General features: G+C 71.8%; 23 protein-coding genes. 14 read left to right on the top strand and 9 right to left on the bottom strand.

The window, feature by feature from the left end; genetic code table 11:
* Positions 1–207 precede the first annotated feature (207 nt).
* A complete protein-coding gene (locus ACFYZA_RS18555) occupies positions 208–1,536 on the top strand; it encodes a nicotinate phosphoribosyltransferase (protein WP_388491621.1) in 1,329 nt (442 codons plus the stop codon).
* Between the two features lie 111 nt (positions 1,537–1,647).
* Positions 1,648–2,235, top strand: coding sequence for an isochorismatase family protein (locus tag ACFYZA_RS18550; protein WP_388491618.1), 588 nt, complete (start codon positions 1,648–1,650; stop codon positions 2,233–2,235).
* Between the two features lie 7 nt (positions 2,236–2,242).
* Here the strand turns inward: ACFYZA_RS18550 and ACFYZA_RS18545 are convergent, their stop codons facing one another.
* Together ACFYZA_RS18545 and ACFYZA_RS18540 are read right to left on the bottom strand one after the other, a co-directional pair.
* Positions 2,243–2,542, bottom strand: coding sequence for a hypothetical protein (locus ACFYZA_RS18545; RefSeq protein ID WP_100578583.1), 300 nt, complete (start codon positions 2,540–2,542; stop codon positions 2,243–2,245).
* Positions 2,543–2,677: 135 nt separating this feature from the next.
* Positions 2,678–5,068, bottom strand: a complete 2,391-nt coding sequence (locus ACFYZA_RS18540; protein ID WP_382592065.1) for an immune inhibitor A domain-containing protein — start codon at positions 5,066–5,068, stop codon at positions 2,678–2,680.
* Positions 5,069–5,490: 422 nt separating this feature from the next.
* Here ACFYZA_RS18540 and ACFYZA_RS18535 point away from each other — a divergent pair, with 422 nt between their 5' ends.
* A complete protein-coding gene (locus ACFYZA_RS18535; protein ID WP_388491614.1) occupies positions 5,491–5,823 on the top strand; it encodes a hypothetical protein in 333 nt (110 codons plus the stop codon).
* On the opposite strand, the gene ACFYZA_RS18530 is transcribed toward ACFYZA_RS18535, so the two are convergent.
* Positions 5,809–6,612, bottom strand: coding sequence for an RDD family protein (locus ACFYZA_RS18530; RefSeq protein ID WP_388491612.1), 804 nt, complete (start codon positions 6,610–6,612; stop codon positions 5,809–5,811). The two genes, ACFYZA_RS18535 and ACFYZA_RS18530, sit on opposite strands and share 15 nt — an antisense overlap.
* Positions 6,613–6,714: 102 nt before the next feature.
* Positions 6,715–8,187: an RDD family protein gene (locus ACFYZA_RS18525; protein WP_388491609.1), complete on the bottom strand. Its 1,473-nt coding sequence runs from the start codon at positions 8,185–8,187 to the stop codon at positions 6,715–6,717.
* 297 nt (positions 8,188–8,484) lie between these two features.
* On the opposite strand from ACFYZA_RS18525, the gene ACFYZA_RS18520 reads away from it, so the two are divergent.
* A complete protein-coding gene (locus ACFYZA_RS18520; RefSeq protein ID WP_388491606.1) occupies positions 8,485–9,651 on the top strand; it encodes a hypothetical protein in 1,167 nt (388 codons plus the stop codon).
* Positions 9,652–9,845: 194 nt separating this feature from the next.
* Positions 9,846–10,331 carry an SsgA family sporulation/cell division regulator gene (locus tag ACFYZA_RS18515; protein WP_388491603.1) on the top strand — a complete coding sequence of 162 codons (486 nt, stop codon included), beginning with the start codon at positions 9,846–9,848 and terminating at the stop codon, positions 10,329–10,331.
* Positions 10,332–10,386: 55 nt separating this feature from the next.
* On the opposite strand, the gene ACFYZA_RS18510 is transcribed toward ACFYZA_RS18515, so the two are convergent.
* On the bottom strand, positions 10,387–11,754 hold the full coding sequence (locus ACFYZA_RS18510; RefSeq protein ID WP_382592046.1) for an FAD-binding oxidoreductase: 1,368 nt from the start codon (positions 11,752–11,754) through the stop codon (positions 10,387–10,389).
* A gap of 97 nt (positions 11,755–11,851) precedes the next feature.
* Between ACFYZA_RS18510 and ACFYZA_RS18505 the strand changes: the two genes are divergently transcribed.
* The gene (locus tag ACFYZA_RS18505) at positions 11,852–13,471 is read left to right on the top strand and encodes a tetratricopeptide repeat protein (protein WP_388491600.1); all 1,620 of its coding nucleotides are present in this window, start codon (positions 11,852–11,854) and stop codon (positions 13,469–13,471) included.
* A gap of 119 nt (positions 13,472–13,590) precedes the next feature.
* Here ACFYZA_RS18505 and hppD read toward each other — a convergent pair whose 3' ends face one another.
* Positions 13,591–14,727, bottom strand: a complete 1,137-nt coding sequence (gene hppD / locus ACFYZA_RS18500) for a 4-hydroxyphenylpyruvate dioxygenase (RefSeq protein ID WP_388491983.1) — start codon at positions 14,725–14,727, stop codon at positions 13,591–13,593.
* Positions 14,728–14,863: 136 nt separating this feature from the next.
* Here hppD and ACFYZA_RS18495 point away from each other — a divergent pair, with 136 nt between their 5' ends.
* From ACFYZA_RS18495 to ACFYZA_RS18460, 8 genes are all read left to right on the top strand, one after another.
* On the top strand, positions 14,864–15,349 hold the full coding sequence (locus ACFYZA_RS18495; protein WP_382592040.1) for an Lrp/AsnC family transcriptional regulator: 486 nt from the start codon (positions 14,864–14,866) through the stop codon (positions 15,347–15,349).
* Between the two features lie 26 nt (positions 15,350–15,375).
* Positions 15,376–16,023 (top strand): ABC transporter permease, encoded by a 648-nt coding sequence (locus tag ACFYZA_RS18490; protein WP_382592037.1) that lies wholly within the window; start codon positions 15,376–15,378, stop codon positions 16,021–16,023.
* The gene (locus ACFYZA_RS18485; protein ID WP_388491596.1) at positions 16,016–17,293 is read left to right on the top strand and encodes an ABC transporter ATP-binding protein; all 1,278 of its coding nucleotides are present in this window, start codon (positions 16,016–16,018) and stop codon (positions 17,291–17,293) included. The genes ACFYZA_RS18490 and ACFYZA_RS18485 overlap by 8 nt, the downstream gene beginning before the upstream one ends.
* The gene (locus tag ACFYZA_RS18480) at positions 17,290–18,174 is read left to right on the top strand and encodes an ABC transporter permease (protein WP_388491594.1); all 885 of its coding nucleotides are present in this window, start codon (positions 17,290–17,292) and stop codon (positions 18,172–18,174) included. The genes ACFYZA_RS18485 and ACFYZA_RS18480 overlap by 4 nt, the downstream gene beginning before the upstream one ends.
* Positions 18,174–19,157, top strand: a complete 984-nt coding sequence (locus ACFYZA_RS18475) for a glycine betaine ABC transporter substrate-binding protein (RefSeq protein ID WP_382592028.1) — start codon at positions 18,174–18,176, stop codon at positions 19,155–19,157. Before ACFYZA_RS18480 ends, ACFYZA_RS18475 begins: the two co-directional genes overlap by 1 nt.
* Before the next feature lie 147 nt (positions 19,158–19,304).
* Positions 19,305–19,955 (top strand): ArsR/SmtB family transcription factor, encoded by a 651-nt coding sequence (locus tag ACFYZA_RS18470; RefSeq protein WP_388491591.1) that lies wholly within the window; start codon positions 19,305–19,307, stop codon positions 19,953–19,955.
* Between the two features lie 28 nt (positions 19,956–19,983).
* Entirely contained in the window at positions 19,984–20,160 is a 177-nt protein-coding gene (locus tag ACFYZA_RS18465) for a hypothetical protein (protein WP_382592022.1), read from the top strand.
* Positions 20,161–20,249: 89 nt separating this feature from the next.
* The gene (locus ACFYZA_RS18460; protein ID WP_388491588.1) at positions 20,250–21,521 is read left to right on the top strand and encodes an MFS transporter; all 1,272 of its coding nucleotides are present in this window, start codon (positions 20,250–20,252) and stop codon (positions 21,519–21,521) included.
* Here the strand turns inward: ACFYZA_RS18460 and ACFYZA_RS18455 are convergent.
* The 3 genes from ACFYZA_RS18455 to ACFYZA_RS18445 form a co-directional block, all read right to left on the bottom strand.
* Positions 21,454–22,242, bottom strand: coding sequence for a S16 family serine protease (locus tag ACFYZA_RS18455; RefSeq protein WP_388491585.1), 789 nt, complete (start codon positions 22,240–22,242; stop codon positions 21,454–21,456). The genes ACFYZA_RS18460 and ACFYZA_RS18455 overlap by 68 nt on opposite strands.
* Positions 22,243–22,337: 95 nt before the next feature.
* On the bottom strand, positions 22,338–22,982 hold the full coding sequence (locus ACFYZA_RS18450) for an IclR family transcriptional regulator (RefSeq protein ID WP_382592012.1): 645 nt from the start codon (positions 22,980–22,982) through the stop codon (positions 22,338–22,340).
* 503 nt (positions 22,983–23,485) lie between these two features.
* Positions 23,486–25,312 (bottom strand): DEAD/DEAH box helicase, encoded by a 1,827-nt coding sequence (locus ACFYZA_RS18445; protein WP_382592009.1) that lies wholly within the window; start codon positions 25,310–25,312, stop codon positions 23,486–23,488.
* Positions 25,313–25,840 lie beyond the last annotated feature (528 nt).

Below are 25,840 nucleotides of genomic sequence, written 5' to 3'. Positions count from 1 at the left end.
CCGGGGTCCCGGGAGTGGCCCCCGGAAATGACAGCCACGGCCTCCATGCTGCCACCCGGGGCCGGTCATCGCACAAACGGACCCTAGAAATCGTCAGAGTGACGAGTATTCGGGGTAGCATCCCCCCAGGCCCCAGCTCTCGGGGCCCATTACCGGATCCCCGGCCGGCGTGTGCCCGGCCCGGACGAAAGGGCGAGGTGGCTCGCTGTGAATGCCCCGGACCTCGGTCTGCCGGTGGACGTGCCGTCGACCGCGCTCTTCACCGACCAGTACGAGTTCACGATGCTCCAGGCCGCCCTGAAGGCCGGCACGGCCGACCGGCGCTCGGTCTTCGAGGTCTTCACCCGCCGCCTCCCCGAGGGCAGGCGCTACGGCGTGGTGGGGGGCACCGGGCGCGTCCTGGACGCCGTCGAGAACTTCCGCTTCGACGCGGACGTGCTCGGCTTCCTGCGCGACCGGGGGATCGTCGACGAGCCCACCCTGCGGTGGCTCGCCTCCTACCGCTTCAGCGGCGACATCTGGGGCTACCCCGAGGGCGAGGTCTACTTCCCGGGCTCGCCGATCCTGCGGGTCGAGGGCTCCTTCGCCGAGTGCGTGCTGCTCGAGACCGTGATCCTCTCGATCCTCAACCACGACTCCGCGATCGCGGCCGCCGCCTCCCGGATGTCGGCCGCGGCCGGCGGGCGCCCGCTGATCGAGATGGGCGCGCGCCGCACCCACGAGCTGTCCGCGGTCGCCTCCGCGCGGGCCGCCTACGTCGGCGGCTTCAGCACCACATCCGACCTCGCGGCCGGCTTCCGCTACGGCATCCCCACCGTCGGCACCAGCGCGCACGCCTTCACCCTGCTCCACGACAGCGAGCGGGACGCCTTCCGGGCCCAGGTCGACTCGCTCGGCCGCGGCACGACCCTCCTGGTCGACACGTACGACGTGGCCGAGGCGGTACGCACGGCCGTGGAGATCGCCGGGCCCGAGCTCGGCGCGGTCCGCATCGACTCGGGCGACCTGCTCCTGGTCGCCCACCGGGTGCGCCAGCAGCTCGACGAGCTCGGCGCGACCAACACCAAGATCGTGGTCACCTCCGACCTCGACGAGTACGCCATCGCCTCGCTGGCCGCGGCCCCCGTGGACGCGTACGGGGTGGGCACCCAGCTGGTAACCGGTTCCGGGCACCCGACCTGCTCGATGGTCTACAAGCTGGTCGCCCGCGCCCAGTCCGCCGACCCGAAGGCCCCGCTGCAGCCCGTCGCCAAGAAGTCGCTCGGCGCGAAGTCCTCGATGGGCGGCCGCAAGTGGGCCGCGCGCCGCTCGGACGCGTACGGGATCGCCGAGGCCGAGGTCATCGGCACCGGAGCCGTGCCGACCGCGCTCGCCGACCGCCAGCTCCTGGTCGAGCTGGTCAAGGGCGGCACGGTGGTGGCCCGCGAGCCGCTGGACACCGCCCGCGAGCGGCACATCGACGCGCTGGCCGCGCTGCCGATGTCCGCGGGCCAGCTCTCGCGCGGCGAGCCGGTCATCCCGACCGAGTACGTGTGAGCCGCCCGGCAGGGTTTCCGCCCCCGTTTGCCCCCTGCCGTGCGCCCCGCGAAGTCTCTACGCTCAAGGAACAGCGCCCGTGACGGGCCCGCAGACCGAAGGAAAGACGACATGCACCGCGCCTTGATCGTCGTGGACGTCCAGAACGACTTCTGTGAGGGCGGCTCCCTCGCGGTCGCGGGCGGCTCGGACGTCGCCGCCGCGATCACCGACCTGGTGGGCCAGGCGGCGGGCTCCGCCTACCGCCATGTGGTGGCGACCCGCGACCACCACATCGACCCGGGCGCGCACTTCTCGGACGCCCCCGACTTCGAGCACTCCTGGCCGCCGCACTGCGTGGCCGGCACGGAGGGCGTGGGCTTCCACCCCAACTTCGCCCCCGCGGTCGCCAGCGGGGCCATCGACGCGGTCTTCGACAAGGGTGCGTACGCGGCCGCCTACAGCGGCTTCGAGGGCCTCGACGAGAACGGGCTCTCGCTCGCGGACTGGCTGCGGGCCCGGCAGGTGGGCGAGGTCGACGTGGTCGGCATCGCCACGGACCACTGCGTGCGGGCCACCGCCCTGGACGCGGTGCGGGCCGGGTTCGCCACGACCGTGCTGCTCGACCTGACGGCCGGGGTGGCCGAGCACACCACCTCGGCGGCCCTGGAGGAGATGCGGGCGGCCGGCGTCGAGCTGTCCGGCAAGCCCGTGGTGTAGCGCGCGGCTACTTGAGCAGGGCGCGTATCGGGTGCCAGAGCTCTTCGGTGGTCTCGGGGGCCGTGCGCCACAGCAGGCCGTCCGGATGGTGCAGGACGGCCGTGATCTCGTCCAGGGTCGGCGGCTCGGTCTGGCCGCGCAGATAGACCGCGCGCAGACCCAGGTTGCGCAGCCTGGTCAGGGCTCGCGCACGGTTGACGGCGTGCACCAGGACGCGCACGTTCGTACCCGGCGCGGCCGGGTTCGGCAGCGTGAGCGCGACGACCACGCTGCCGCCTGGCAGCTTGCAGAAACCTCCGCCGGGCATGCCGGACCACTCCCCCTGTAAGACGACGCGTTGGACCCGCTGTCAATAAGGACTCGTAGGACGCACCTAAACACGATCGGCCGCCGCCCGCTAGAGGGCGACGGCCGATCATGGTTTGACCTGCGGTTTTGAGAATTACTTGGTGGAGGTGCCGACCTTCACCGTGATCGTCTGGCCGTTCGACGGCTGGTCGACGATCGAGATCCGCGTGTTGGTGTCAGGAACCTTGACGCTGCCCGTCGGGTTCTCGGCGTACCAGTAGGTGCCCTTGTGGTCGTCGAAGACCGGGACGCCGGGCTGCGACTTGATCTTCGTCGCCACGTCCGCCTTGTGCAGCGTGAAGGCGTCCGTCCGGTACTGGCTGAACGGCGCGTCGAACGGCTGGATCTTGTTGCGGAGCAACGTGCCGTCGGCCCACTTGAGCGGCTTGGCGTGCGCGTCGACCGGCAGGATCAGGCCCTGGCCCGGGTGGGCCGAGACGTTGTTGTCCTTCTGGGAGGTGTCCCAGAGCCAGATGAGCAGGCCCCGCTGGTACGGGTAGTGCTCGACCCAGCTCGGACGGGTGGTGGAGAAGCCGAAGTTGTACGGGCCGACCTTGAGGGTCTGGTCGTACGAGACGTACTGGCGGTTCTCCGCGAGGTAGTACTGCGGGTAGTCGTTGGTGAAGGACTCCCCGATGCGGGAGAAGTTCTTCGCCGTCCAGCCGTTGTCGCCGCCCTCGGCGCCGTCGGTGACGACGGCGGTGCCGTCGGCGGTGACGGTGATCGCGTCGGCGGTGAAGCCCTTGCCGCCCGCGCCGCCGTCGGTCTGGTAGCGGAAGCGGAGCTGGATCTGCTTGCCCGCGAACTGGTCGAGCGGGTACGACAGCTTCTTGTACGCGCCCGAGGCGTCGGTCAGGGCCGGCTTGTCGCTGGAGTCGCGCGGGATGGCCTTGCCGTCGGCGGTGCCGTCGAGCGCGGTCCAGCTGGCGCCGTTGTCCGTGGAGACCTCGGTGTAGAGGAAGTCGTAGTCCTTCTCGATGTCCCACCAGCCCGAAAGGTCCAGGGACGCCTTGGACTTGCCGGTCAGGTCGACCGACCGGGTCAGGGTGTTGTTGAGGTTGTCACCCATCCCGCTCCACCACTGCTTGGTGCCCTCGACGGGCTTCACGACGGTGGTGGTGACTTCCTTCTTGGGCAGCTCGACGACGAGCGCCTGGTTGTTCTTGGTGTTGTACTCCGAGACGCCCAGCTTGGCGGTGATCTTCGAACCCGCCTTCACCGAGGCGTAGTCGAGCCAGCCCAGCTGGAGCTTGTCCCAGGCGGTCATGTCGCCGGGCAGGTCTCCGATGGAGTCCTTGCCGGTGCCGAGCCAGGAGCCCGCCGACATCAGCGACCAGAAACCGACCGAGTTCTCGGCGGTGTTGGTGGTGTCGTAGAGGTCCGGCAGACCGAGGTCGTGGCCGTACTCGTGGGCGAAGACGCCGAGCCCGCCGTTCTCCGGCTGCATCGTGTAGTCGCCGACCCACATCCCGGTGTCGCCGATCTGGGTGCCGCCCGCCTTGTTGTAGGCGGGGCCGGTCTTGCCCGCGTCGGTGCCGTACGCGTACCAGCGGTGCGCCCACAGGGCGTTGGTGCCCTGGACGCCGCCGCCCGCGGACTCGTCCTCACCGGCGTGCACGATCTGGAAGTGATCGATGTAGCCGTCGGGCTCGTTGAAGTTGCCGTTGTTGTTGTAGTCGTTGCGGTCCCACTGGTCGTACTGACCCAGGGTCGCCTTGATCTGCGCGTCCGTCTGGCCCTTGGCCTTCTGGTCGGCGACCCAGGCGTTCACGCCGTCGCGGACGGTGTCCCACACGTTGGCGCAGTTGGTCTGGCCGCAGTAGTTGGAGCCGTAACGGGCCTCGTTGTACGGGATCTTGACCCAGTCGGTGACCTGACCGTCGACCGAGTAGCGGCCCGAGGACGTCTTCTCGTAGTACGTCTTCAGCGAGTTGACGTTCTTGCCCGTACCGAAGTACAGGTCCTGGAAGTGCTTCTGGTTGTAATCGGCCTGCCAGGCGGTCGAGTTGTCCTTCGACCGGTCCGGCTTGGCTATCTGGTTGTGCGCCGGGCCGGGGTTGCCGCCGTACTTGGGCTGCGGCGGCTTGGGGCCGTCCGGACCGTCCGGGTCGTACATGGTGGTGTTGTCGACCTGGTCGCCGAACTCCACCAGGATCGTGAAGATCTTGTCGGTCTTCTGCCGGCCGAGCTCGACGTACTTCTTGTCGCTGAGCTTGACGACGTCGGAGCCACCGCGCTTCTCGACCTGCTTCTTGCCGGACAGCACGCCTTCGAGCGCGGCCTGGCGCTGCTGGGCCTGCTGGTCGGTGAACGGGCCCTTGAGGTTGTGCTCCTGGCCGTTGGCCGTCGACGGGTCCTGGCGCTGGACCGCCACCGGAGCCTTCGAATCCGCCTGGGCGGTGGCGTACACCGAGCCCGTGGCGCCGGCCGTGGCGAGAGCCACGAGCACGGCGGCGGCTCTGGCCGCCCTCCTACTGCTGGTCACTTGACGATTTCCTCCCCCGCGGCCGGCAGGAACCGGGGGGTGAGGGGTTGGCTCCGGTGCTCGACACGCGTCTCAAGTGACGACATTGGACCGGAGTTACCAAAGAAAAGACAGATCTTGACTTGTTCGTGCCAAGTACATTATGCAGAAGGCCAGTTCCGCTATCCGAACGTGACGGACGTGGTAACAGACCGGGACAACAGGTGCGCACGTCTCGGCATGTGGACAGGGCCGCTTCGCGGAATGACTCCGTGCGCCCCCTGTGCACCGGCACCGTGGGTTAGGTCACGCTTACCAACAGTTCCCCTCGGGCATGGACCGTCGTAGAGTCGCTTGGCAGTGCGATCCGGTGGCCAGGGCCGCCGGTTGAGAACGGTCGAGAGGCTCGCCCCCCTATCCGAACCATGAGGACGGATAACGCCATGCCGCGTCCCACTGCCGCACAGCTCTCCTACGGTTCGGCCACCGTCGTCTTCTCGACCGTCGCCATGCTGCTGCTCTCCCGCACCGAGTCGGGCGTCGGGGTCGCGGTCATCGTCCTGGCCGCGCTCCTGCTCGGCCTGCTCGTCGCCGTGACGGTCCCGATGCCGCTGTCCCGCCGGACCCGCGCGGACGCCAACGCGAACGACCGCACGGCCCCGGCCGCTGGTGCGGCACCGGTGAACCGTGCGGCCGTCGTCGAGACCGCCGACCTGCGTGTCCCGGCCCCCCGCGAGCGGCGGGCGGTCACGCGCGAGCACTCACTGCGGGGTTGAGACCACCACCACCGTCTTGCCGGCCTTGTCGTGCCAGCCCTGCCGGTACGGCTTGTCCGCCACGATCGTGATGGCCAGGACGATGTCCCACAGGCAGTAGCAGCACAGCACGAACGGCGCCCACAGCACGGCGGCCCGGGCGAGCGCCGAGTTGGTGGTGGGCACACTGCCGTCGTTGAGCATCGCGACCCGCAGCCCCAGCCACTTCTTGCCCAGCGTCTGACCGGACTTGGACACCATCAGGGTGTCGTACCCGATGTAGACGACGAGCGTGATCAGCAGCCAGAGCAGACCCGTACCGGAGTACGCCTTGCTGATCACCTCGGTGCCGGAGTCGCCGTTGTCCGTGGTGGAGATGACGACCCGGTTGCTGGTGGCCCACTCGATCAGGCCGAGCGGGATCGCGATGATGAGGAAGTCGATGACGCGGGCCAGGAACCGCTTGCCGAAGTCGGCGAGCGGCGGCATGCCGGCCAGCGGGTCGACACCGCCGTACCCGCCCCCGTAGGGGTCGGAGGGCGGTGGCGGCGCGCTGCCGTACGGCGAGCCGCCACCGGGGGGAGGCGGTCCGCCGTACGGACCCCCGCCGCCCGGGGGCGGTGGCGCGCCGTAGGGGCCCGCGCCGCTGGGCGGCGGGCCCGAACCGTAGGGGGAGTCACCGGGCGGCGGGCCCGCGGGCGGCGGCTGCGCGCCACCGTAGGGAGACCCGCCCCCCGGAGGCTCTGACGGCTTCTTGAGGAACGGGTCGTCCTCGGGCGGCTGACCGGGCGGCGGCTGATCGGTGCTCATGCCGGTAGTGCAACGCGCGCGCGTTGCCCCCGCGACCGGGGGGACGCCGTTCGGGGGACGCCCCGAGCCCCGCGCCGGGGGGACGCCCCGAGCCCCGCGCCCCTAGCCCTGCGCGACGAAGGTGCGGGCCGCCTTGTCGTGCCAGCACTGGCGCCACGGCCGGTCGAACACGCACCACACCACGTTGACCACGCCGACCGCGAAGAGCCCGAGCACCCCGTAGACCAGCCAGCGCCGTGCCGCCTGGCCGAACGTGGGCGGCTCGTAGGACTCGATGCCGCGCACCTGCACCCCGCACAGCCGCTTGCCGAGCGTGCGGCCCCACTTGGCGGTGGGCAGCGCCTCGTACAGCAGGCCGAGCACGAGGAAGGCGCCGAGCACGATGCCGAGGAAGCCCGCGGTCGTGCCGTCGAGGAGGTAGACGGTCACCGTCTGCCCCGACAGCTTCGCCGCGTCGATCTTCTCCTGGATGTGGTCGCCCACCCGGGTCAGGAGCGGCACGGCGAGGCCCCCGACGAGAGCGCCGAGCAGCACGGTGTCGACGAGCCGGGCGATCAGGCGCCTGCCGAGTCCGGCGGGCCTTGCCGAGGCCTGCGCCTGGGCGGCCGCGAGGAACGGGTCGGTGACGGGGGGCTTCCACGGCACGACCGGTTCCTGCGGCTGCGGGTCGGGCTGGGCGAGCCGGTGCACCTGCTGGGCCCAGGACGCGGCCCCTCCCCCGGGCCCCGCCGTCATCGGCGACCCGCTCACGCCGGAGTGCGCCGGCTGACCGGCCCCGGGCTGCACGGGCTGCGGCTGCGGCTGTACGGTCCCGGCCCGCGACGGCTGCGCCTGTAGGGGTTGTGCCCGCACCGGCTGGGGCTGTACCGGCTGGGGCTGCACCGGCTGGGGCTGTACGGGTACGGAGTACGAGCCGTCCGCGCGGCCGGTCGGCGCCGGGCCCAACGGGTCGGCGGCGGCGGGCAGTTGGGCCCGCGCGGGAGGCGGTTCGACGGCGGCGGGCGGCATCGCCCCCGCGAGGCGGCCGGGCTGCGCGGAGTGCGCGGACTGCTGCTGGCTCTGGTGCGGCACCGCGCCGCCGGGCCGCGCGGACGACGCCGGCGGTACGGGCCGCGGGGACTGCGCGGGCTCCGCGCGCCGGGGGTCGGGCAGGCGGCGCGGGTCGGCCGATTCGGGCACTCCGCGCGGATCGACCGGCCGGCCCCAGGAGATCCGGCGGTCCTGGTCGCCGCCGAAGCCGGACTGGTGGGCCGCGTCCGCGTGCCAGGCGGGCTGCGGGCGGGCGTCCTGGCCCGGCGCGGCGGCCGAGGCCTCGGGCTCGTCGAGGAAGACCGGCCCCGTCTCCTCGGCGGGAGCGGCCTGGACCGGCGGGGCGGCGGCGAGCGAGGGCGCCGGGGCGGGCGCGGCGCCCGGCGGCGGGCTGGGCGGTGCCTCGCCCACGGCAGGGGCGGGCCGGCTCGTGCCGGGCACCCAGGAGGCCCCGTTCCAGTACCGGACATATCCGGGAATGGAGGGGTCCGGGTAATAACCTTCCCGGGCTACGCTCCCGCCGCTGTCAGGAGGAACCGTCGCCATGTCCCCAACTCCGTTCCGATCCAGCACACTTGATCTCTACCGCGGTGCCCCGGCCGGGCCGGGCACCGACCGCGCGCTTCCGCTTGTCCCAGGAGGACAGTAACGAAGAACGCGCGGCCGGTAGCAGGAAGCCGGGGAGTAAGACCGCGTAAGAGCGACGCCGGGCCCGTGCGGGGCTCCCCGGGGCCGGGCCGCGCGGCGGGGTCCCGCCAGTGCGTACAGTCGTTGCCGATCGAACTGGTGCACCCGGCCCGGCCGGTCGGTAACGTGCCCGGCCGGTCAGGAAAGTGAGTGGGAATGCGCGTGGGGCCTGGCCGAACCGGTCATGACGAACCGGCGACCGGCGCCCCGTCGGCGGCGCCCGCGACCCGGCGGGCCTGGTCGGCCGTCGCGGTGTTCGCGGCGGTCCGCGCGCTCGGCCTGCTGGTCCTCGCCCTGTGGTCGCACCTGGCCGGCTCCGACGCCCACGCGCTGCTCTCGGCGCGCTGGGACTCGCTCTGGTACGTGCGGGTCGCCGAGTCGGGCTACGACTTCACGCTGGCCGCGCCCGACGGCCGCGTCCTGTCGGACATGGCCTTCTTCCCGCTGCTGCCCTGGCTGGAACAGGCCGTCGCGGCGGTGAGCCCGCTCGGGCTCGGCGACGCCGGGCTGCTCGTCAGCGGGATCGCGGGACTGCTCGGCGCCTGGGGGATGTACCTCCTGGGCCATCACCTGTACGGGCACCGGGCGGGGCTCCTCCTGGTGGCGCTGTGGGCGGCGATGCCGGTCGGGATCGTCCAGTCGATGGCGTACAGCGAGGCCCTCTTCGCCGCGCTCGCCGCCTGGGCGCTGTACGCGGTGCTGCGGCGGCGCTGGGTGGAGGCGGGGGTGCTCGCCTCGCTCGCGGGGCTCACCCGGCCGGTGGGGCTGGCGGTCGCGGCCGCGCTGTGGGCCGGGGCCGTCGTCGAGGCGCGGCGCACCCGGCGTCCGGACGCGCGGATGCTCGCCGGGATGGTGCTGGCGCCGCTCGGTGCGGCCGGCTACGTCCTGTGGGTGGGGGCGCGACGGGGGAACCCGTTCGCCTATCTCGATGTGCAGGCGGAGTGGGGCAACGGGTTCGACGGGGGCCTCGCGTACGGGAAGTTCATCCTGGACCACCTCGGGGGCTGGCCCGTCGCGCTCGCCGGGGTCGCCCTGATCGCGGGCACCGCGCTCGCACTCTGGACGTACTGGGCCGGTGTGCGCGGGCGTCAGCCGCTGCCGCTGCTCGTCTACACCGGCATCGTCATGGCCCTCGCGCTGTGCTCATCGGGCTACTTCGGGTCCAAGCCCCGGTTGCTGCTGCCCGCGTTCCCGCTGCTGCTGCCGGTGGCGCTCGCGCTGTCCCGGGTGCGTGCCGCGCGGGCGGCGGCGGTGGTGGCCGTGCTCGCGCTGGGCTCCGCCGTGTACGGGGCGAGCTGGCTCAACGGCTCGGGCCCGCCGTAGGCCGGGCCGGGCGGCCTGAGGAGAACCCGCGGCCGGGCCCGTCGCGAAAGCCCGCTGAGAAAAACTTCCCGAAGTCGCGTAATGACCCCGGGGGAACGCGCTCTCACCCTGTACGGCCCGCACCGGGCCCGTACCGCAGCACGCAGACGTACGAGCCTCGCAGCGGGGCGTACAGGGAAGAGAAGAGGGACCCCATGCACACCGTCGTGGAACGCGAACTGGAGCTCAAGCTGGTGCTGTCGCCCGAGCGCAGCATCCCCGTACCGGCCCGGCTCACCTACCGCACCGGCGACCCGTACGCCGTGCACATCACCTTCCACATCGGCTCCGACTCCCCGGTGAACTGGACGTTCGCGCGCGAGCTGTTGGTCGAGGGGGTGTTCCGGCCGTGCGGGCACGGGGACGTGCGGATCTGGCCGACGAAGGTGGAGGGCCGCAGTGTGGTCCTGATGGCGCTCAGCTCGCCGGACGGCGACGCGCTGCTCGAAGCGCCCGCCGCCCAGGTCTCGGCGTGGCTGGAGCGGACGCTGCGGGCGGTGCCGCCGGGTTCCGAGAGCGAGCAGCTCGGCATCGACGACGGCCTCGCCGAACTGCTCGCGCCGACCACCGGCGGCTGCGACGAGCTGTGGCTGCGCGACCCCTGGCCCTCCGACGAGTCGCGGCCGGAGGAGGGAGTGTGAGGCGGGCGGGCGTGCGCGGAGGGGGCCCGCGGGGCCGGGCCGTGAGCTGTCGGGCTCAGAACAGCTTGCCGGGATTCAGCAGACCCAGCGGGTCGAAGGCGTGCTTCACGGCGCGCTGCATCTCGATGCCCACCGGGCCCAGTTCGCGGGCCAGCCACTCCTTCTTCAGTACGCCGACGCCGTGTTCGCCGGTGATGGTGCCGCCCAGCTCCAGACCGAGCGCCATGATCTCGTCGAACGACTCGCGGGCGCGCCGCGACTCGTCCTCGTCGGCGGCGTCGAAGCAGACCACCGGGTGGGTGTTGCCGTCGCCCGCGTGGGCGCAGACGCCGATGGTCAGCTCGTACTTGGCGGCGATCGCCGAGGTGCCTTCGAGCATCGCGGCGAGCTTCGACCGCGGAACGCACACGTCGTCGATCATCGTGGCCGATTTGATCGTTTCAAGGGCGGTGAGCGACAACCGCCTTGCCTGGAGCAGCAGTTCGGACTCGGCGACGTCCTCGGCCGGGACGACCTGGGTCGCGCCGGCGGCGGTGCACAGCTCGCCGACGGCGGCGAGGTCGGCGGCCGGGTCCGGCGAGTCGAAGGCGGCGAGCAGCAGCGCCTCGGTGGTGTCGGGAAGACCCATGTTCGCCATGCGGTTGACGGCCTGGATGGTGGTGCGGTCCATGAGTTCGAGCAGCGAGGGCGCGTGCCCGCGCTCCATGATCCGTACGACCGCGTCGCAGGCGGCCGCGGCGGAGGCGAACTCGGCGGCGAGCGCGAGCTGGGGCGGCGGCGAGGGCCGCAGCGCGAGCACCGCCTTGACAACGATGCCGAGGCTGCCCTCGGAGCCCACGAAGAGCCGGGTCAGGTCGTACCCGGCGACGCCCTTGGCGGTGCGCCGGCCGGTGCTCATGAGCCGCCCGTCGGCGAGCACGACCTCCAGGCCGAGGACGTACTCGGCGGTCACCCCGTACTTCACGCAGCACAGGCCGCCGGACGCGGTGCCGATGTTCCCGCCGATGGTGCACATCTCCCAACTGGAGGGATCCGGCGGGTAGTAGAGCCCGTGTTCGTGGACCGCGCGGGACAGCACGGCGTTGACGACGCCGGGTTCGACGACCGCGACCCGGTCGACCGGGTTGATCTCCAGGATGCGGTCCATCTTGACCAGGGACAGCACGATGCAGCCGTCGCTGGCGTTGGCCGCGCCGGACAGGCCGGTGCGCGCGCCCTGCGGCACGACGGGCACCCGCAGCGCGGTCGCCGTGCGCATCACGTGCCGCACCTCCTCGACGGTGCGGGGCAGCACCACCACGGCCGGACTGCCCGCCGCGCAGAAGCTCGCCATGTCGTGGGCGTAGGAGGCGGTGATGTCGGGGTCGGTGATGACGGCGTCCGCCGGGAGGTGCTCGCGCAGCCGTTCGAGAAGATCGTCCATGTCTTCAGCCTGGCACCCGGGGCCATCGGTGTGAACCCTTTCCCCGGTCGGGCGGGCGGGGCCGGTGTGGTCTTCGTATTGACGCACAGTGAGCGCCATGGAGATCGCGAAGACCGAACACGATGCGGACGCGGCTCGGCGGGCGGCGTGGCAGTCGACCGCGGCCGCGGCCCAGCGGACCGCGCAGCGGTCCAGGCCCCGGGTGGCCCTGAGGCGGGCCGTCCTGGTGGCCCTCGCGGCGGGCGTGCTGATCGGGGGCGTGGTGCTGATCATGCCGGACGGCCGGGGCCCCAAGGCCCCGCCGCCCGCGCCGGGCCCGGCGGCCCGGGCCCTGACGGCGGTGACGGGCGGTGCGCCCGCTTCGGTGGCCGATGTGACGGCCCTGATCACCGAACGCGCCGCCTGGGTGCGCGGCCACCCCAACGACGAGGCGTCGTGGACGGTGCTCGGCTCCGCCTATCTGGAGCGGGGTGTGCGGGGCGCCGACTCCTCGTTCTATCCGCGCGCCGAGTGGGCGCTGAAGCGCTCGCTCCAGGTGCGCCCGAAGGACAACCTCGACGCGGAGACTGGCCTCGCGGCCCTCGCCAACGCCCGGCACGACTACGCGGCCGCGCGCACCCTGGCCGAATCCGTACGCGCCCGCAAGGCGGACCGCTGGACCCTCTACCCCCCGCTGATCGAGGCGTACAACGGGCTCGGCGACCCCAAGGCGGCCGCCAAGGCGGTGGAGCAACTGCTCGAACTGCGCGCCGGCTCGGCCGCGTTGACCCAGGCCGCCGAGGTCTACCGGCAGCACGGCTGGCGCGAGGACGCGCTGGTGGCCCTGGACGAGGCGGTCGCACACGCCGCCTCGCCCGCGCAGAAGGCGGCCGCCCTGGTCTCGGCGGGCGACCTGGCGTGGGAGCGGGGCGAGCCGGACGCGGCCCTCGCCCACTACGAGGCGGCCCTGCGCACCGATCCGGGGGCGCACGCGGCCCTCGCGGGCCGGGCAAGGGCCAAGGTGGCGCTGGGCCGCAAGGCGGACGCCCAGCGGGACTACCTGGCGGCGGTCGCGCTGCTCCCCCGGCCCGAATACCTGCTGGAACTGGGCGAGTTGTACGAGTCGCAGGGCCTGGACGGCGATGCGCGCGCCTGGTTCGACAAGCTGCGCGAGCGGGCCGCGCGGGACGAGTCCAACGGCGTGGACGACGCCCTGGTGCTCGGCCGGTTCGAGGCCGACCACGGGGCCGCGCACGCGGCGGTCGACCGGCTCGAAGCCGAGTGGAGGGCCCATCCGAGCGCGGCGGCCGAGGACGCGCTCGGCTGGGCGATGTACCGGGCGGGCGAGCCGGAGGAGGGCCTCGCGCACGTGCGCAAGGCCACCGACTCGGGGGTGCGCAGCGCGCTGTTCTCCTACCACCAGGCCACCATCGAGCGGGAGTTGGGCCAGTCGGGCGCGGCCCGGCGCCACCTGCAGGACGCGCTGCGCACCAACCCGCAGTTCTCCCCGGTGCTCGCGCCGAAGGCGGCCGAGGCGCTCGCGGCGCTGGGCGAGCCGGCGGACGGCGGGCCGAGGGACATGTACGGCCATGTGGCGTCCGCCGCGCAGTCGGGCTCCGGGGGCGGCGGGGGCGGCGGCGGTTCCGCGTCGGCGGACTCGTCGTCGGGCCAGTCGTCGAGCCAGGGCTCCAAGCGCCCGGCACGGCCCCGCCCCGCCAAGCCCTCGCGGCGCGGCTGAACGCACCGCGACAGCGGGGTGGGCAGGGCCGGAACGGCCCCGGCCCCACGGGTCAGGTCCGTGGGGCCGGAGACTAGTGACGGTAACTCAATTACCGTACGGACGTGGTGCGTTGCAGGTCAGAGGTTGCCGCGACGCTCCTGCTCGCGCTCGATCGCCTCGAACAGGGCCTTGAAGTTGCCCTTGCCGAAGCCCATCGAACCGTGCCGCTCGATCATCTCGAAGAAGACGGTGGGTCGGTCCTGGACCGGCTTGGTGAAGATCTGGAGCAGATAGCCGTCCTCGTCGCGGTCGACCAGGATCTTCAGCTCGCGCAGCGTCTCGACCGGCACCCGGGTCTCGCCGGCCCACTCGCCGAGGGTGTCGTAGTACGAGTCGGGGGTGTCCAGGAACTGGACGCCGGCCGCGCGCATGGCCCGCACCGAGGCGACGATGTCGTTGGTGGCGAGCGCGATGTGCTGGACGCCGGGGCCGCCGTAGAACTCCAGGTACTCGTCGATCTGCGACTTCTTCTTGGCGATGGCCGGCTCGTTGAGCGGGAACTTCACCTTGAGGGTGCCGTCGGCGACGACCTTCGACATGAGCGCGGAGTACTCGGTGGCGATGTCGTCGCCCACGAACTCCTTCATGTTCGTGAAGCCCATGACGTTGTTGTAGAACGCCACCCACTCGTTCATCTTGCCGAGCTCGACGTTGCCGACGCAGTGGTCGATCGCCTGGAAGAACCTCTTGGGCGTCTCCACCATCGGCGCGGCCTCGACGAAGCCGGGCAGGTAGGGGCCGGTGTAGCCGGTCCGCTCGACCAGGGTGTGCCGGGTCTTGCCGTACGTGGCGATCGCGGCGAGGACGACGGTGCCGTGCTCGTCGCCGACCTCGTGCGGCTCCTCGATGCCGGTGGCGCCGTGCTCGGTGGCGTACTTGTACGCGGCGCGCGCGTCCGGCACCTCGATGGCGAGGTCCACCACGCCGTCGCCGTGCTCGGCGACGTGCTCGGCCAGGAAGCGGCCCCGGTCGGTGGTGGGCTTGATGACGGAGGTGAAGACGAAGCGGGCGGCGCCGCTGGTCAGCACGTAGCTGGCGGTCTCGCGGCTGCCGTTCTCCGGTCCGGAGTAGGCGACCAGCTTCATGCCGAAGGCCGTCGAGTAGTAGTGCGCCGCCTGCTTGGCGTTGCCCACGGCGAAGACGACCGCGTCCATGCCCCTCACCGGGAAGGGGTCGGCCTGCCGCGCGGTTTCGGGGGCGGGATCGATGATCATCGAGTTGTCTGCCATGGCCGCAGAGTCTCGCTGTCCGGCAAGCTGCGCAATAGTTCGCGTTTTCACTGGTCAATGTGTGCAGTGAATGGGCAGTATCAGGGGGCGTTCTGTACACGATGACCATCCGGAGGCGGCCATGTCGATCGATCATTTGGACGGGCGTCTGATCGTGCTGCTCGCAAGGGAACCGCGGATCGGCGTCCTGGAGGCGTCCCGCCGGCTCGGGGTCGCGCGCGGCACGGTCCAGGCGCGGCTCGACCGCCTTCAGTCGAATGGAGTCATCCGGGGCCTCGGCCCCGACGTCGACCCGGCGGCGCTCGGCTACCCGGTCACCGCCTTCGCGACCCTGGAGATCAAACAGGGCCAGGGGGCCGACGTACGGGCCCACTTGGCGTCCGTGCCCGAGGTCCTGGAGCTGCACACCACCACCGGCCAGGGCGACATGCTGTGCCGCCTGGTGGCCCGCTCCAACGCCGATCTCCAACGTGTGATCGACCGGGTTGTCGGTTTTGATGGCATCGTCCGGGCCGCCACGGCGATCGTCATGGAGAACCCGGTCCCGCTGCGGATCATCCCGCTGGTGGAGCAGGCGGCACAGGACTCCGCACCCGGCGGCGGCTGACCGGCGACCGACAGGGGTGAGCGCGCATGGGCTTCTGGGACTTCGTGTCCAGCAGACACCAACAGCTGCTCACCGACGCCTTCCAGCACGCCAGCGCGGTGTTCCAGTGCATGGTGATCGCTACCGTGCTCGGCGTTCTCATCGGGGTGGTGAGCTATCGCAGCGGCTGGGGAGCGGGACTGGCCATCACCACCACGTCCACGATCCTCACGATCCCCTCGCTCGCCATGATCGGCCTGCTGATCCCGCTGGTCGGCCTCGGCGTGGCCCCCACCGTGGTGACCCTGACGCTGTACGGGCTGCTGCCGATCGTCCGCAACTCGATCGTCGGCCTGCGCGGTGTGGACCCCGCCCTCGTGGACGCGGCCAAGGGCATCGGGATGTCGCGGGCCGCCCGCATGCTGCGGGTCGAACTTCCGCTGGCCTGGCCGCCGATCCTGACCGGCATCCGGGTCTCCACACAGATGCTGATGGGCATCGCGGCCATCGCGGCGTACGCCTCGGGCCCCGGGCTCGGCAACGAGATCTTCCGCGGCATCGCCTCGCTGGGCAGCGCCAACGCCATCAACGAGGTGCTCGCCGGCACCCTCGGCATCGTGGTGCTCGCCCTGCTCTTCGACGCGGCGTACGTCCTGATCGGCCGACTCACCATCCCGAGGGGGATCCGTGTCTGAGCGATCCGAGCACGAACGGTCCGGGGCCGCCCCCGCACCGGAGGGGACCTCCACCTCCGGCGCCTCGATCCAGCTGGAGAACCTCACCAAGCGGTACGCGGGCAACCCCGACCCGTCGGTGGACAGCGTCACCATGGAGATCAAGGCGGGCGAGACCGTCGTCTTCGTGGGCCCCTCGGGCTGCGGCAAGTCGACCACGCTCAAGATGATCAACCGGCTGATCGAACCGACATCGGGCCGCATCCGGATCAACGACGAGGACGTCACCGACATCGACCCGGTGAAGCTGCGCCGCAAGGTCGGCTACGCCATCCAGTCGTCCGGGCTCTTCCCGCACATGACGGTCGCCGAGAACATCGCGCTCGTACCCAAGATGGTCGGCTGGTCCAAGTCGAGGGTGAAGGACCGGGTGGAGGAGATGCTCGACCTGGTCGGGCTCGACCCGCGCGAGTTCCACGGCCGCTATCCGCGCCAGCTCTCCGGCGGGCAGCAGCAACGGGTGGGCGTGGCAAGGGCGTTGGCCGCCGATCCGCCGGTGCTCCTGATGGACGAGCCGTTCGGCGCGGTCGACCCGATCACCCGGGACCACCTCCAGGACGAGCTGATCCGCCTCCAGCACGAGCTGCACAAGACGATCGTCTTCGTCACCCACGACTTCGACGAGGCGATCAAGCTCGGCGACCGGATCGCGGTGCTGCGCGAACGCTCGCACATCGCCCAGTTCGACACCCCGGAGGCCATCCTCACCAACCCGGCCGACGACTTCGTCTCCGGGTTCGTGGGCGCGGGCGCCGCCCTCAAGCGGCTCAACCTCACCCGCGTACGGGACGTGGAGATGGCCGAGTTCCCCACGGTCACCGTCGACGACCCGCTCCAGTCGATCTTCAACAAGCTGCGCAGCGGCCCGCACAACGAGCTGCTCATGCTGGACCGCAGGAACCGCCCCTACAAGTGGCTGCGGCGCGGCGACCTGATGCGCGCCAAGGGTTCGCTGGCGCGGGCCGGGCAGATGGTGCACGACACGGTGACCCGGGACGCCACGCTGCACGACGCCCTGGAGGCCGTACTCATCGACTCCGGCGGCCGGGTCGCGGTGACCGGCCGGCGCGGCGAGTACATCGGCGTCGTCGACATGGAGACGCTGATGAACTCCGTGCACGAGCTCCTGGAGGCCGACCGGCTCGCCGCCATCGAGCACCAGCACGACCTCGCGGAGCTCCGCCACCACCAGACCGAACAGGAGCTGGAGGGCGGTGCGGAGAAGTCATGACGCCCAGGAGCCCCGCCCCCGCCGAGCGCCCGCCGGGCGAGCACGAGGTCAAGGGACACGCCTTCCGCGACGAGCTGTCCGATCCGCTGGCCGACCCGCTCGCGGAGCCCGAGGACGCGGCGAGCCCGGCGCCCGGAAGGCCGGCCCGCCGGATCACCTGGCAGAAGCTGGTCTTCCTGCCGGCCGTGCTCGCGGTGGTCCTCCTCCTCACCTACTTCTGGATCACCCACGTCCATCTGGACGCGATCGCGAGGAACTCGCTCGACAACGGCAACGTCCAGCTGCGCCTGTGGCAGCACGTGAAGCTGACCGCCATCTCCACGTTCTGGGTGCTGATCATCGCGATCCCGCTGGGCATCGCGCTGACCCGGCGCGGGGTGAGCCGGGCGGCCGCGCCGGTCACCGCGCTCGCCAACATCGGCCAGGCCACCCCGGCCATCGGCCTGCTCGCCCTGCTGGTCATCTGGCTCGGCATCGGCCCGGGCACCGCCGTCGTCGGCATGGTGATCTACGCGGTCCTTCCGGTCCTCTCCAACACGGTGGCCGGCCTGAAGGCGATCGACCCCCAGCTCGTCGAGGCGGCCCGGGGCATCGGCATGTCGGCGCCCGGCACCCTGGGCAAGGTCGAACTGCCGCTCGCGGTACCGCTGATCCTCGCGGGGGTGCGCACCGCGCTCGTCCTGAACGTCGGCACCGCCACGCTCGCCACCTTCGGCGGCGGAGGCGGCCTCGGCGACCTGATCACCTCGGGCATCCAGACCCAGCGCATGCCGGTCCTGGTGCTCGGCTCGATCCTGACGGTGTCGCTCGCCCTGCTCGTGGACTGGCTGGCCTCGCTGGCCGAACTGGCGCTGACCCCGCGCGGACTGGAGGCGGAGTGATGCGACACCCGCGTACGGCACTGGCCGCCGCCGGGGGCGCGCTCGCGCTGCTCGCCGCGCTGGCCGGCTGCGGGCTCAAGTCCGGCTCGCCGCTGGTGGACGACGTGCTGCCCGGCTCGGTCGGCCAGGGCCTGCCCCTCAAAGGAGCCTCCCTGACGGTCACGTCGAAGAACTTCAGCGAGAACATCATTCTGGGCCAGATGGTCGGCCTGGTCTTCAAGGCGGCCGGCGCCGAGGTCCTCGACCGCACCAACCTGCCCGGCTCGATCAGCGCCCGCGAGGCCATCGTGAAGGGCGACGCGGACGCCATGTACGAGTACACCGGCACGGCGTGGATCACCTATCTGGGCAACAGCAGGCCGATCGTCGACCCGCAGGCGCAGTGGCGGGCGGTGCGGGACGCCGACCTGAGGAACGGCGTGACCTGGCTGCCCCAGTCGACCCTCAACAACACGTACTCGCTCGGCATCAGCCAGGCCAACAACGCCAAGTACCACCTCAGGACGATGTCGGACGTGGCCGCGCTGTCGAAGCGGGATCCCTCGGCGGTGACGATCTGCGTGGAGAACGAGTTCGCCTCGCGCGAGGACGGGCTGCCCGGCATGGAGAAGGCGTACGGGATGTCGATCCCCGCCTCCAACATCCAGAAGATGGACGCCGGGATCATCTACACCCAGGTGTCCAAGTCCAGCTCGTGCCTGCTCGGAGAGGTGTTCACGACCGACGGCCGCATCAAGGCGATGAACCTGGCGACCCTGGAGGACGACAAGCACTTCTTCCCCAACTACAACGCGGCGCCCGAGCTGCACAGCAGGACGTACGACAAGTACCCGGCGATCGCGGGCCTGTTGAACCCGCTCAGCGCCAAGCTGACGACGCAGGTGGCCCGGGACCTCAACGCCAAGGTCGACGTGGACGGCCAGGACCCGCACGACGTGGCGCTCGACTGGCTGGTCAAGGAGGGGTTCATCAAGAAGGGGTGAGGCGAGCCCGGGGGGCGGGCGCCGGAAGCGGCCGGCGGGGGCGGCCGGGGTCGCCGAAGGAGGGCGAGGGCGGCGGGGCACGGGTTGCCAAGAAGTCGATGCAAAGAAAGCGTTGCAAGGCTCTCTTTGCATAGCTATCTTTGGACCATGCCCGAGAACAACGAGCACGAGCCGTCCGACGACCCGTCGCCCGCACCGGCCGCCCCGTTCGCCGTGAACGCGGCCGGGGAGCGCATCCTCGACGCGCGCTCCCTGCGCGGACTCGCCCACCCCCTGCGGATCCGGATCCTGAAGTCGCTTCGGCACGACGGACCGGCCACCGCCTCCCAACTGGGCGAGCGGCTCGGGGAGTCGAGCGGCGCGACCAGCTACCACCTGCGCCAGCTCGCCACACACGGCTTCGTCGAGGACGACCCGGGGCGCGGCAAGGGCCGCGAACGCTGGTGGAAGGCGGCACACAACGGCACGTCGTTCGCCGACGACCTGCACACCAGCAGCGATCCGGAGGTGCGGGGCGCGGCCAATCTGTTCCTGCACGAGATCGCCGGCATCCACACCCAGGAGCTCTCGACCTGGCTCGCCACCATGCGCGACTGGCCCGAGCCCTGGGCCACGAGCGGCGACCTGAGCGACTTCACACTGGACCTGACGGTAACCCAACTCAGCGAGCTGAACGCCAAGTTGCACGCCGTCATCGAGACCTACCGCACCCTCGCGCCGGACCCGGCGGAGGCCGGCGACGCCGCCCAGGTCCGCGTCCATCTGCACTCCTTCCCGCGCTCCACCCCGCCCCGCTGAACCCGCCCCGGCCGAAGGGACTCGCGCCATGCACAGCGACACCCATCTCCTGCTGCACCACCAGCGCGCCGCCGAACTGGCGGACGAGGCCCGCACCGCACTCCCCCGTGAGCACCGGCTGCGCATACAACTGGGCTGGATCCTCGTCGAGTTGGGCCTCCGCCTGACCCAGCAGGCACCCCACCGGCGAACCCGCCTCGCGTGAGCGGGCCGGGGGGACACCGCGAAGGACCGGGACACCACGAGAGGGCGCGGCACCGCGAAGGACCGGGGCGCCGCGACAGGCGGCCGCTGGTGGCCGTGCTCGCCGCCAACGCCGTTTCGGCGAGCGGCAGTTCACTCACCCTGATCGGGGTGCCGTGGTTCGTCCTCCAGACCACGGGCAGCGCGGGCCGGGCCGGGGTGGTCGCCTTCTGCGCGACGCTGCCGATCGTCGTCTCGGCGCTGATCGGCGGCCCGGTCATCGACCGCGTGGGGCGCCGCCGGGTCTCGGTGGGCTCCGACGTGGTGTGCGGGCTCGCGGTCGCCGCGATCCCGCTGCTGCACCACGCCGGACTGCTCGCGTTCTGGCTCCTGTGCGCCCTGATGGCGCTCGGCGGGCTCGCCCACACCCCGGGCGTCTCCGCCCGCTACGTCCTGCTGCCCGATCTGGCCCGCCGCTCCGGCACGACCCTGGCCCGCGCCGCCAGCGTCTACGACGCCGTGTCGCGGGGAGCCAGGATGACCGGCGCGGCCCTGGCCGGCGTACTCATCGCGCTGACCGGCGCCGGCAACGTCCTGCTCGTCGACGGCGCCACCTTCGCCGTCTCGGCGGCGCTCGTCGCGACCGGCCTGCGCGGGGTCCGCGAGGCCCGGCCGCAGCGCGACGCGCCACCGGTCTCGTTGCGCACCTACCGGGCCGAACTGCGCGAGGGATACGCCTACTTGGCGCGCAACCGGCTGCTCCTCGCGGTGGTCACGATGGTGATGCTGATGAACGGCACCGACCAGGGCTGGACCTCGGTACTGCTCCCGGTCCACGCCGAGCGGGAGCTGGGCGGGGCGTCCCAGCTCGGCCTGCTCGCCGCCCTGTCCGCGGCCGGCGGCCTGTGCGGCGCGCTCCTGTACGGCCTGGTCGGCCACCGCTTCGGGCGCCGGACGGTCTTCACCGTCTGCGTGCTCCTGTGCGGGGCGCCCCGGTACGCGGTGGCAGCGCTCACCGGCACCACCCCGCCGCTCGCGGTCACGATGGTGGTGGCGGGGCTCGCCGGCGGCGCGCTCAACCCGATCCTGACGACGGTGATCTACGAGAAGGTGCCGGACGTGCTGCGCAGCCGGGTCGCCGGGGTGCTCACGGCCGGCTGCGAACTGGCGATGCCGCTCGGCGGGCTCGCCGCGGGCCTCCTGGTGCAGGGCGCGGGCCTGCGCGGCGCGCTGCTCGCGGTCGGCGGGGTGTACCTGCTCGCGACGCTGAGCCCGCTGGTCCTCCCGGCCTGGAAGGACATGGACGCGGGAGCCGTCAGCAGGACGGAACCGGGTCGCCCTTCCGCAGCGCCTGGAGCGCGGACACCGCACCCTTCAGCGTAGTCACGGGGATCAGGCGCAGCCCCTTGGGCAGCTCCGACTTGGCGTCCGAGCACTCGGCCTCCGGCACGAGGAAGACGGTCGCCCCGTCCCGGGCCGCGGCCTGTGTCTTGAGCGCGACCCCGCCGACCGCGCCGACGTCCCCGCCGTCGCTGATCGTCCCCGTACCGGCGATGGTGCGGCCGCCGGTGAGGTCGCCGCCGGAGCCGTCGCCGTTCAGCTTGTCGATGATGCCGAGCGTGAAGAGCAGCCCCGCGCTCGGGCCGCCGACGTCGGCGAGGTGCAGATCGACCTTGACCTTGTCGGGGCTCAGACCGAGGTAGCCGAGGGCCGCGACGGAGGCGGCGTCCTGCGACTGCTTCATCTGGGCCTGGTTGTGGGCGGAGATCTCCTTCTCGCTGCCGCCGCCCGGATAGACCGAATCGCGCGGCATCACGGCCCGGTCGGTGCGGAACCAGCCGTCGACGACGTCGGAGATCCCGACGTCGGCCTTGGGTCCGGTGGCCACGATGGTGGTCATCCGCAGCTGCCCGGTAGTGGGGCGGGTGGGCGCGCCGGAGATGGTGATCACCGGCTTGCCCTCGTCGTTCCCGAGCACGTTCGCGGTCGGCCCCGGCTGCGCCACCGCGAACGGCAGCGGCGCGAAGCAGGCGACGGCGAGCAGCGCGACGACCGGTGCGGCGCCGATGGCGAGGTTACGGAGGCGGGAGTGACGAATGAGCACGCCTCCAATCTATCCGTACGCACCCGGCCGCCCGGGCCGGTCCCCCGGGCGCGGGCGGGCGCGGGCCCGGCACGAACCCCGTGCCGGGCATCGGCTCAGCGCAGGGCGTCGGCGACTTCCTTGGCCGCGTCGACGACCCGGGGCCCGACCCGCTCGGGTACGGCGTCGGCGAGCATCACCACGCCCACGCTGCCCTCTATCCCGGTGACCCCGACCAGCGGCGCGGCCGCCCCGCTCGCCCCGGCCTCCAACTCGCCGTGGGTGAGGGTGAAGCCGGGCTCGGCGAGGCCCCCCGCCTGGCGCGCGGCGAGGATCGCCCGGCCGGCCGCGCCCTTGTCCAGGGGGTGGCGGAAACCGGCCCGGTAGGCCACGTGGTAGTCCGTCCAGGTCGGCTCGACCACGGCCACGGCGAGCGCGTCCGAACCGTCGACGAGGGTGAGGTGGGCGGTCGCGCCTATGTCCTCGGCGAGCGAGCGCAGCGCGGGCAGCGCGGCCTCGCGGACGAGCGGGTGCACCTGGCGGCCCAGGCGCAGCACCCCGAGCCCGACCCTGGCGCGGCCGCCCAGGTCACGGCGGACGAGGGCGTGCTGCTCCAGGGTCGCGAGCAGGCGGTAGACGACCGTGCGGTTGACGCCGAGTTTGTTGGACAACTCGGTGACCGTCAGACCGTGGTCGGTGTCGGCGAGCAGCTTGAGGACACGTAGCCCCCGGTCGAGCGTCTGGGAGGTCTCCGCGGTCACGACACCCACTCCTTAAGTGGTGAGTCGCGGCGGCACTCTCACGTGGTTCGCGGCACCGGTCCCATCGGCATCGCGCGCAGAGCCCGCCGGCGAGCCCAAGGCACCGGCTGCGCTCCGCGGCGACGCTGCCACGGGGCGTTTGCATGGCGGGGACAGTAGCGAGCGGACACCGCTCAGCGGAAGACCTCGTCCAGAATCCGGGCGCCAGTGGAATTCCGGAACCCGGGGAATGGACGCGACAGCCCCAACAGACGGGCGAATAACGCCCGTGGCAGACGAATTTGGTCCCTGTTCGAGCACCTTCGGGACCTAAGTCCGTCTTAACGGGGACCTTGGGCGACCGACAGGGATTTGCCGGGACATTACTGTGGCAGACGTCCGAGGGGCGTCCGTGGGGGCCGGTCCTCGTACACATCACGATCCCCCGGGATCACGAACGGGGCCCGGCAACGCACGCCGGGCCCCGTTCGTTGTGCGGGGGTTCGCCCCGCCGGCACCACCCGCTACTTCATGCGGGTGGCCCACTCCTGGACCTTCTTGATCCGCTCCCGGAGCTGGCCGGCCGTGGCCTCCGCGCTCGGCGGCCCGCCGCACACCCGGCGCAGCTCGGTGTGGATGACGCCGTGCGGCTTGCCGCTCTGGTGGACGTACGCACCGACCATCGTGTTCAGCGACTTGCGGAGCTCAAGGAGCTCCTTGTGCGAGACGACGGGACGGCGCTCGGCCGGCATCTCCAGGAGGTCCGCCTGCTCGGCCGGCTTCTGGCGGCTGTGCGCGATCTGCCGGGCCTGCCGCTTCTGGAGCAGCATCTGCACCTGGTCGGGTTCGAGGAGCCCCGGAATGCCGAGATAGTCCTGCTCCTCCTCGCTTCCCGGGTGCGCCTGCATGCCGAATTCGGCGCCGTTGTACATGACCCGGTCGAAGACGGCATCGGATTCGAGGGCCTCGAAGGGGAGCATGTCGTCCCCGGTGTCCTCGTCCTCCTGCTTGTTCGCGTCGTCCATTTCCTGTTCGGACTCGGCGTACGGGTCTTCTTCCTCGCCGTCCTTCTTCGGCTTGTCGAGCACGTGGTCGCGCTCGACTTCCATCTCGTTGGCGAAGCCGAGGAGCATCGGAATGGTGGGCAGGAAAACGGAAGCGGTCTCGCCGCGCCGCCTCGACCGCACGAAACGGCCGACGGCCTGGGCGAAGAAGAGGGGCGTCGAAATCGTGGTGGCGTACACGCCGACGGCCAGGCGCGGCACGTCGACGCCCTCCGACACCATGCGGACGGCGACCATCCACCGGTCGTCGCCCTCGGCGAACTCGTCGATCCGCTTGGAGGCGCCGGTGTCGTCGGACAGCACGACGGTCGCCTTGGAGCCGGTGATCTCGCGGATCAGCTTGGCGTAGGCGCGGGCGGAGTCCTGGTCGGAGGCGATGACGAGGGCGCCGGCGTCCGGGATGGCCTTCCTGACCTCGGTCAGGCGCTGGTCGGCGGCGCGCAGCACGTTGGGCATCCAGTCGCCGCGCGGGTCGAGCGCCGTGCGCCAGGCCTGCGAGATGGCGTCCTTGGTCATGGGCTCGCCGAGCCGGGCGGCGATCTCGTCACCGGCCTTGGTGCGCCAGCGCATGTTGCCGCTGTAGCTCATGAATATGACCGGCCGCACGACGCCGTCGGCGAGCGCGTTGCCGTAGCCGTACGTGTAGTCGGCGGAGGACCGGCGGATGCCGTCGTTGCCCTCCTCGTACGCGACGAACGGGATGGGGTTGGTGTCGGACCGGAAGGGGGTGCCGGTGAGCGCGAGCCGGCGGGTGGCCGGGTCGAACGCCTCCAGGCAGGCCTCACCCCAGGACTTGGAGTCACCGGCGTGGTGGATCTCGTCGAGGATCACCAGGGTCTTGCGCTGTTCGCACCGGTTGCGGTGCAGCATCGGGCGCACGCCGACACCGGCGTAGGTGACGGCGACCCCGTGGTACTCCTTGCTCAGCGGCCCGGCGCTGTAGTCCGGGTCGAGCTTGATGCCGACCCGGGCGGCGGCGTCCGACCACTGCTTCTTGAGGTGCTCGGTCGGCGCGACGACGGTGATCTGCTGCACGACGTGGTGGTGCAGCAGCCACGACGCGAGCGTCAGGGCGAAGGTCGTCTTGCCGGCGCCGGGCGTCGCGACGGCGAGGAAGTCGCGCGGCTGCTCCTGGACATACCTCTCCAGGGCACCCTCCTGCCAGGCGCGCAGCTTGTTGGCGGTGCCCCAGGGGGCGCGGCCGGGGAAGGCGGGTGAGAGGTGGTGGGAGGCGGTAGTAGTCACGGTCTCCGGTTCGGGTCTCTCGGTGTACGGGATCACGGGCATCCGGGCCGCGGGGCCCGGCGGGCCGGCCGAGGGTTTTGCGGGGCCCCGGTACCGGCTCTTACGTACGACAACCGGGCCACCTTACCGGCGGGGGTGCCGGGCCCGGGCGGAACGTGTCCCGGCGGGGCGGCTGTGAGAGCGGGCTCACAAGGCCCGCCGGGGGCTCCGCCCCGGGTCCGGGGTTGGTTGGTTCCGGTCCCCCTGGGGCTCCGCCCCAGACCCCGGGGGACTTGCCCACCCACCCGCCCGTGCAAGGGGTCGGATGGTTCGGCTACTGGGGCTGCGCCCCAGACCCCCTGCGGGGGCTCCGCCCCCTGCACCCCCGTTCGCGCCTGAACGGCGCTCGTCCTCAATCGCCGGACGGGCTGAGGTTGCCCGGTGCTGGCCCGCACCGGGCATTTAGGGGCGCGGGGAACTGCGCGACCAGCCACCCACGGCCCGCAGCCGAACGCCAACCAGGCATCCCTTCACCCCCGGCGGGTTTAGGGAAGGGGCGGGGAGGGGCCAAATCCAGGGCCGGGGGCAGAG

This window comes from Streptomyces sp. NPDC001828, from assembly GCF_042892175.1.
GTDB lineage: Bacteria > Actinomycetota > Actinomycetes > Streptomycetales > Streptomycetaceae > Streptomyces.
This window is presented reverse-complemented; position numbering and strand designations above follow the sequence as displayed.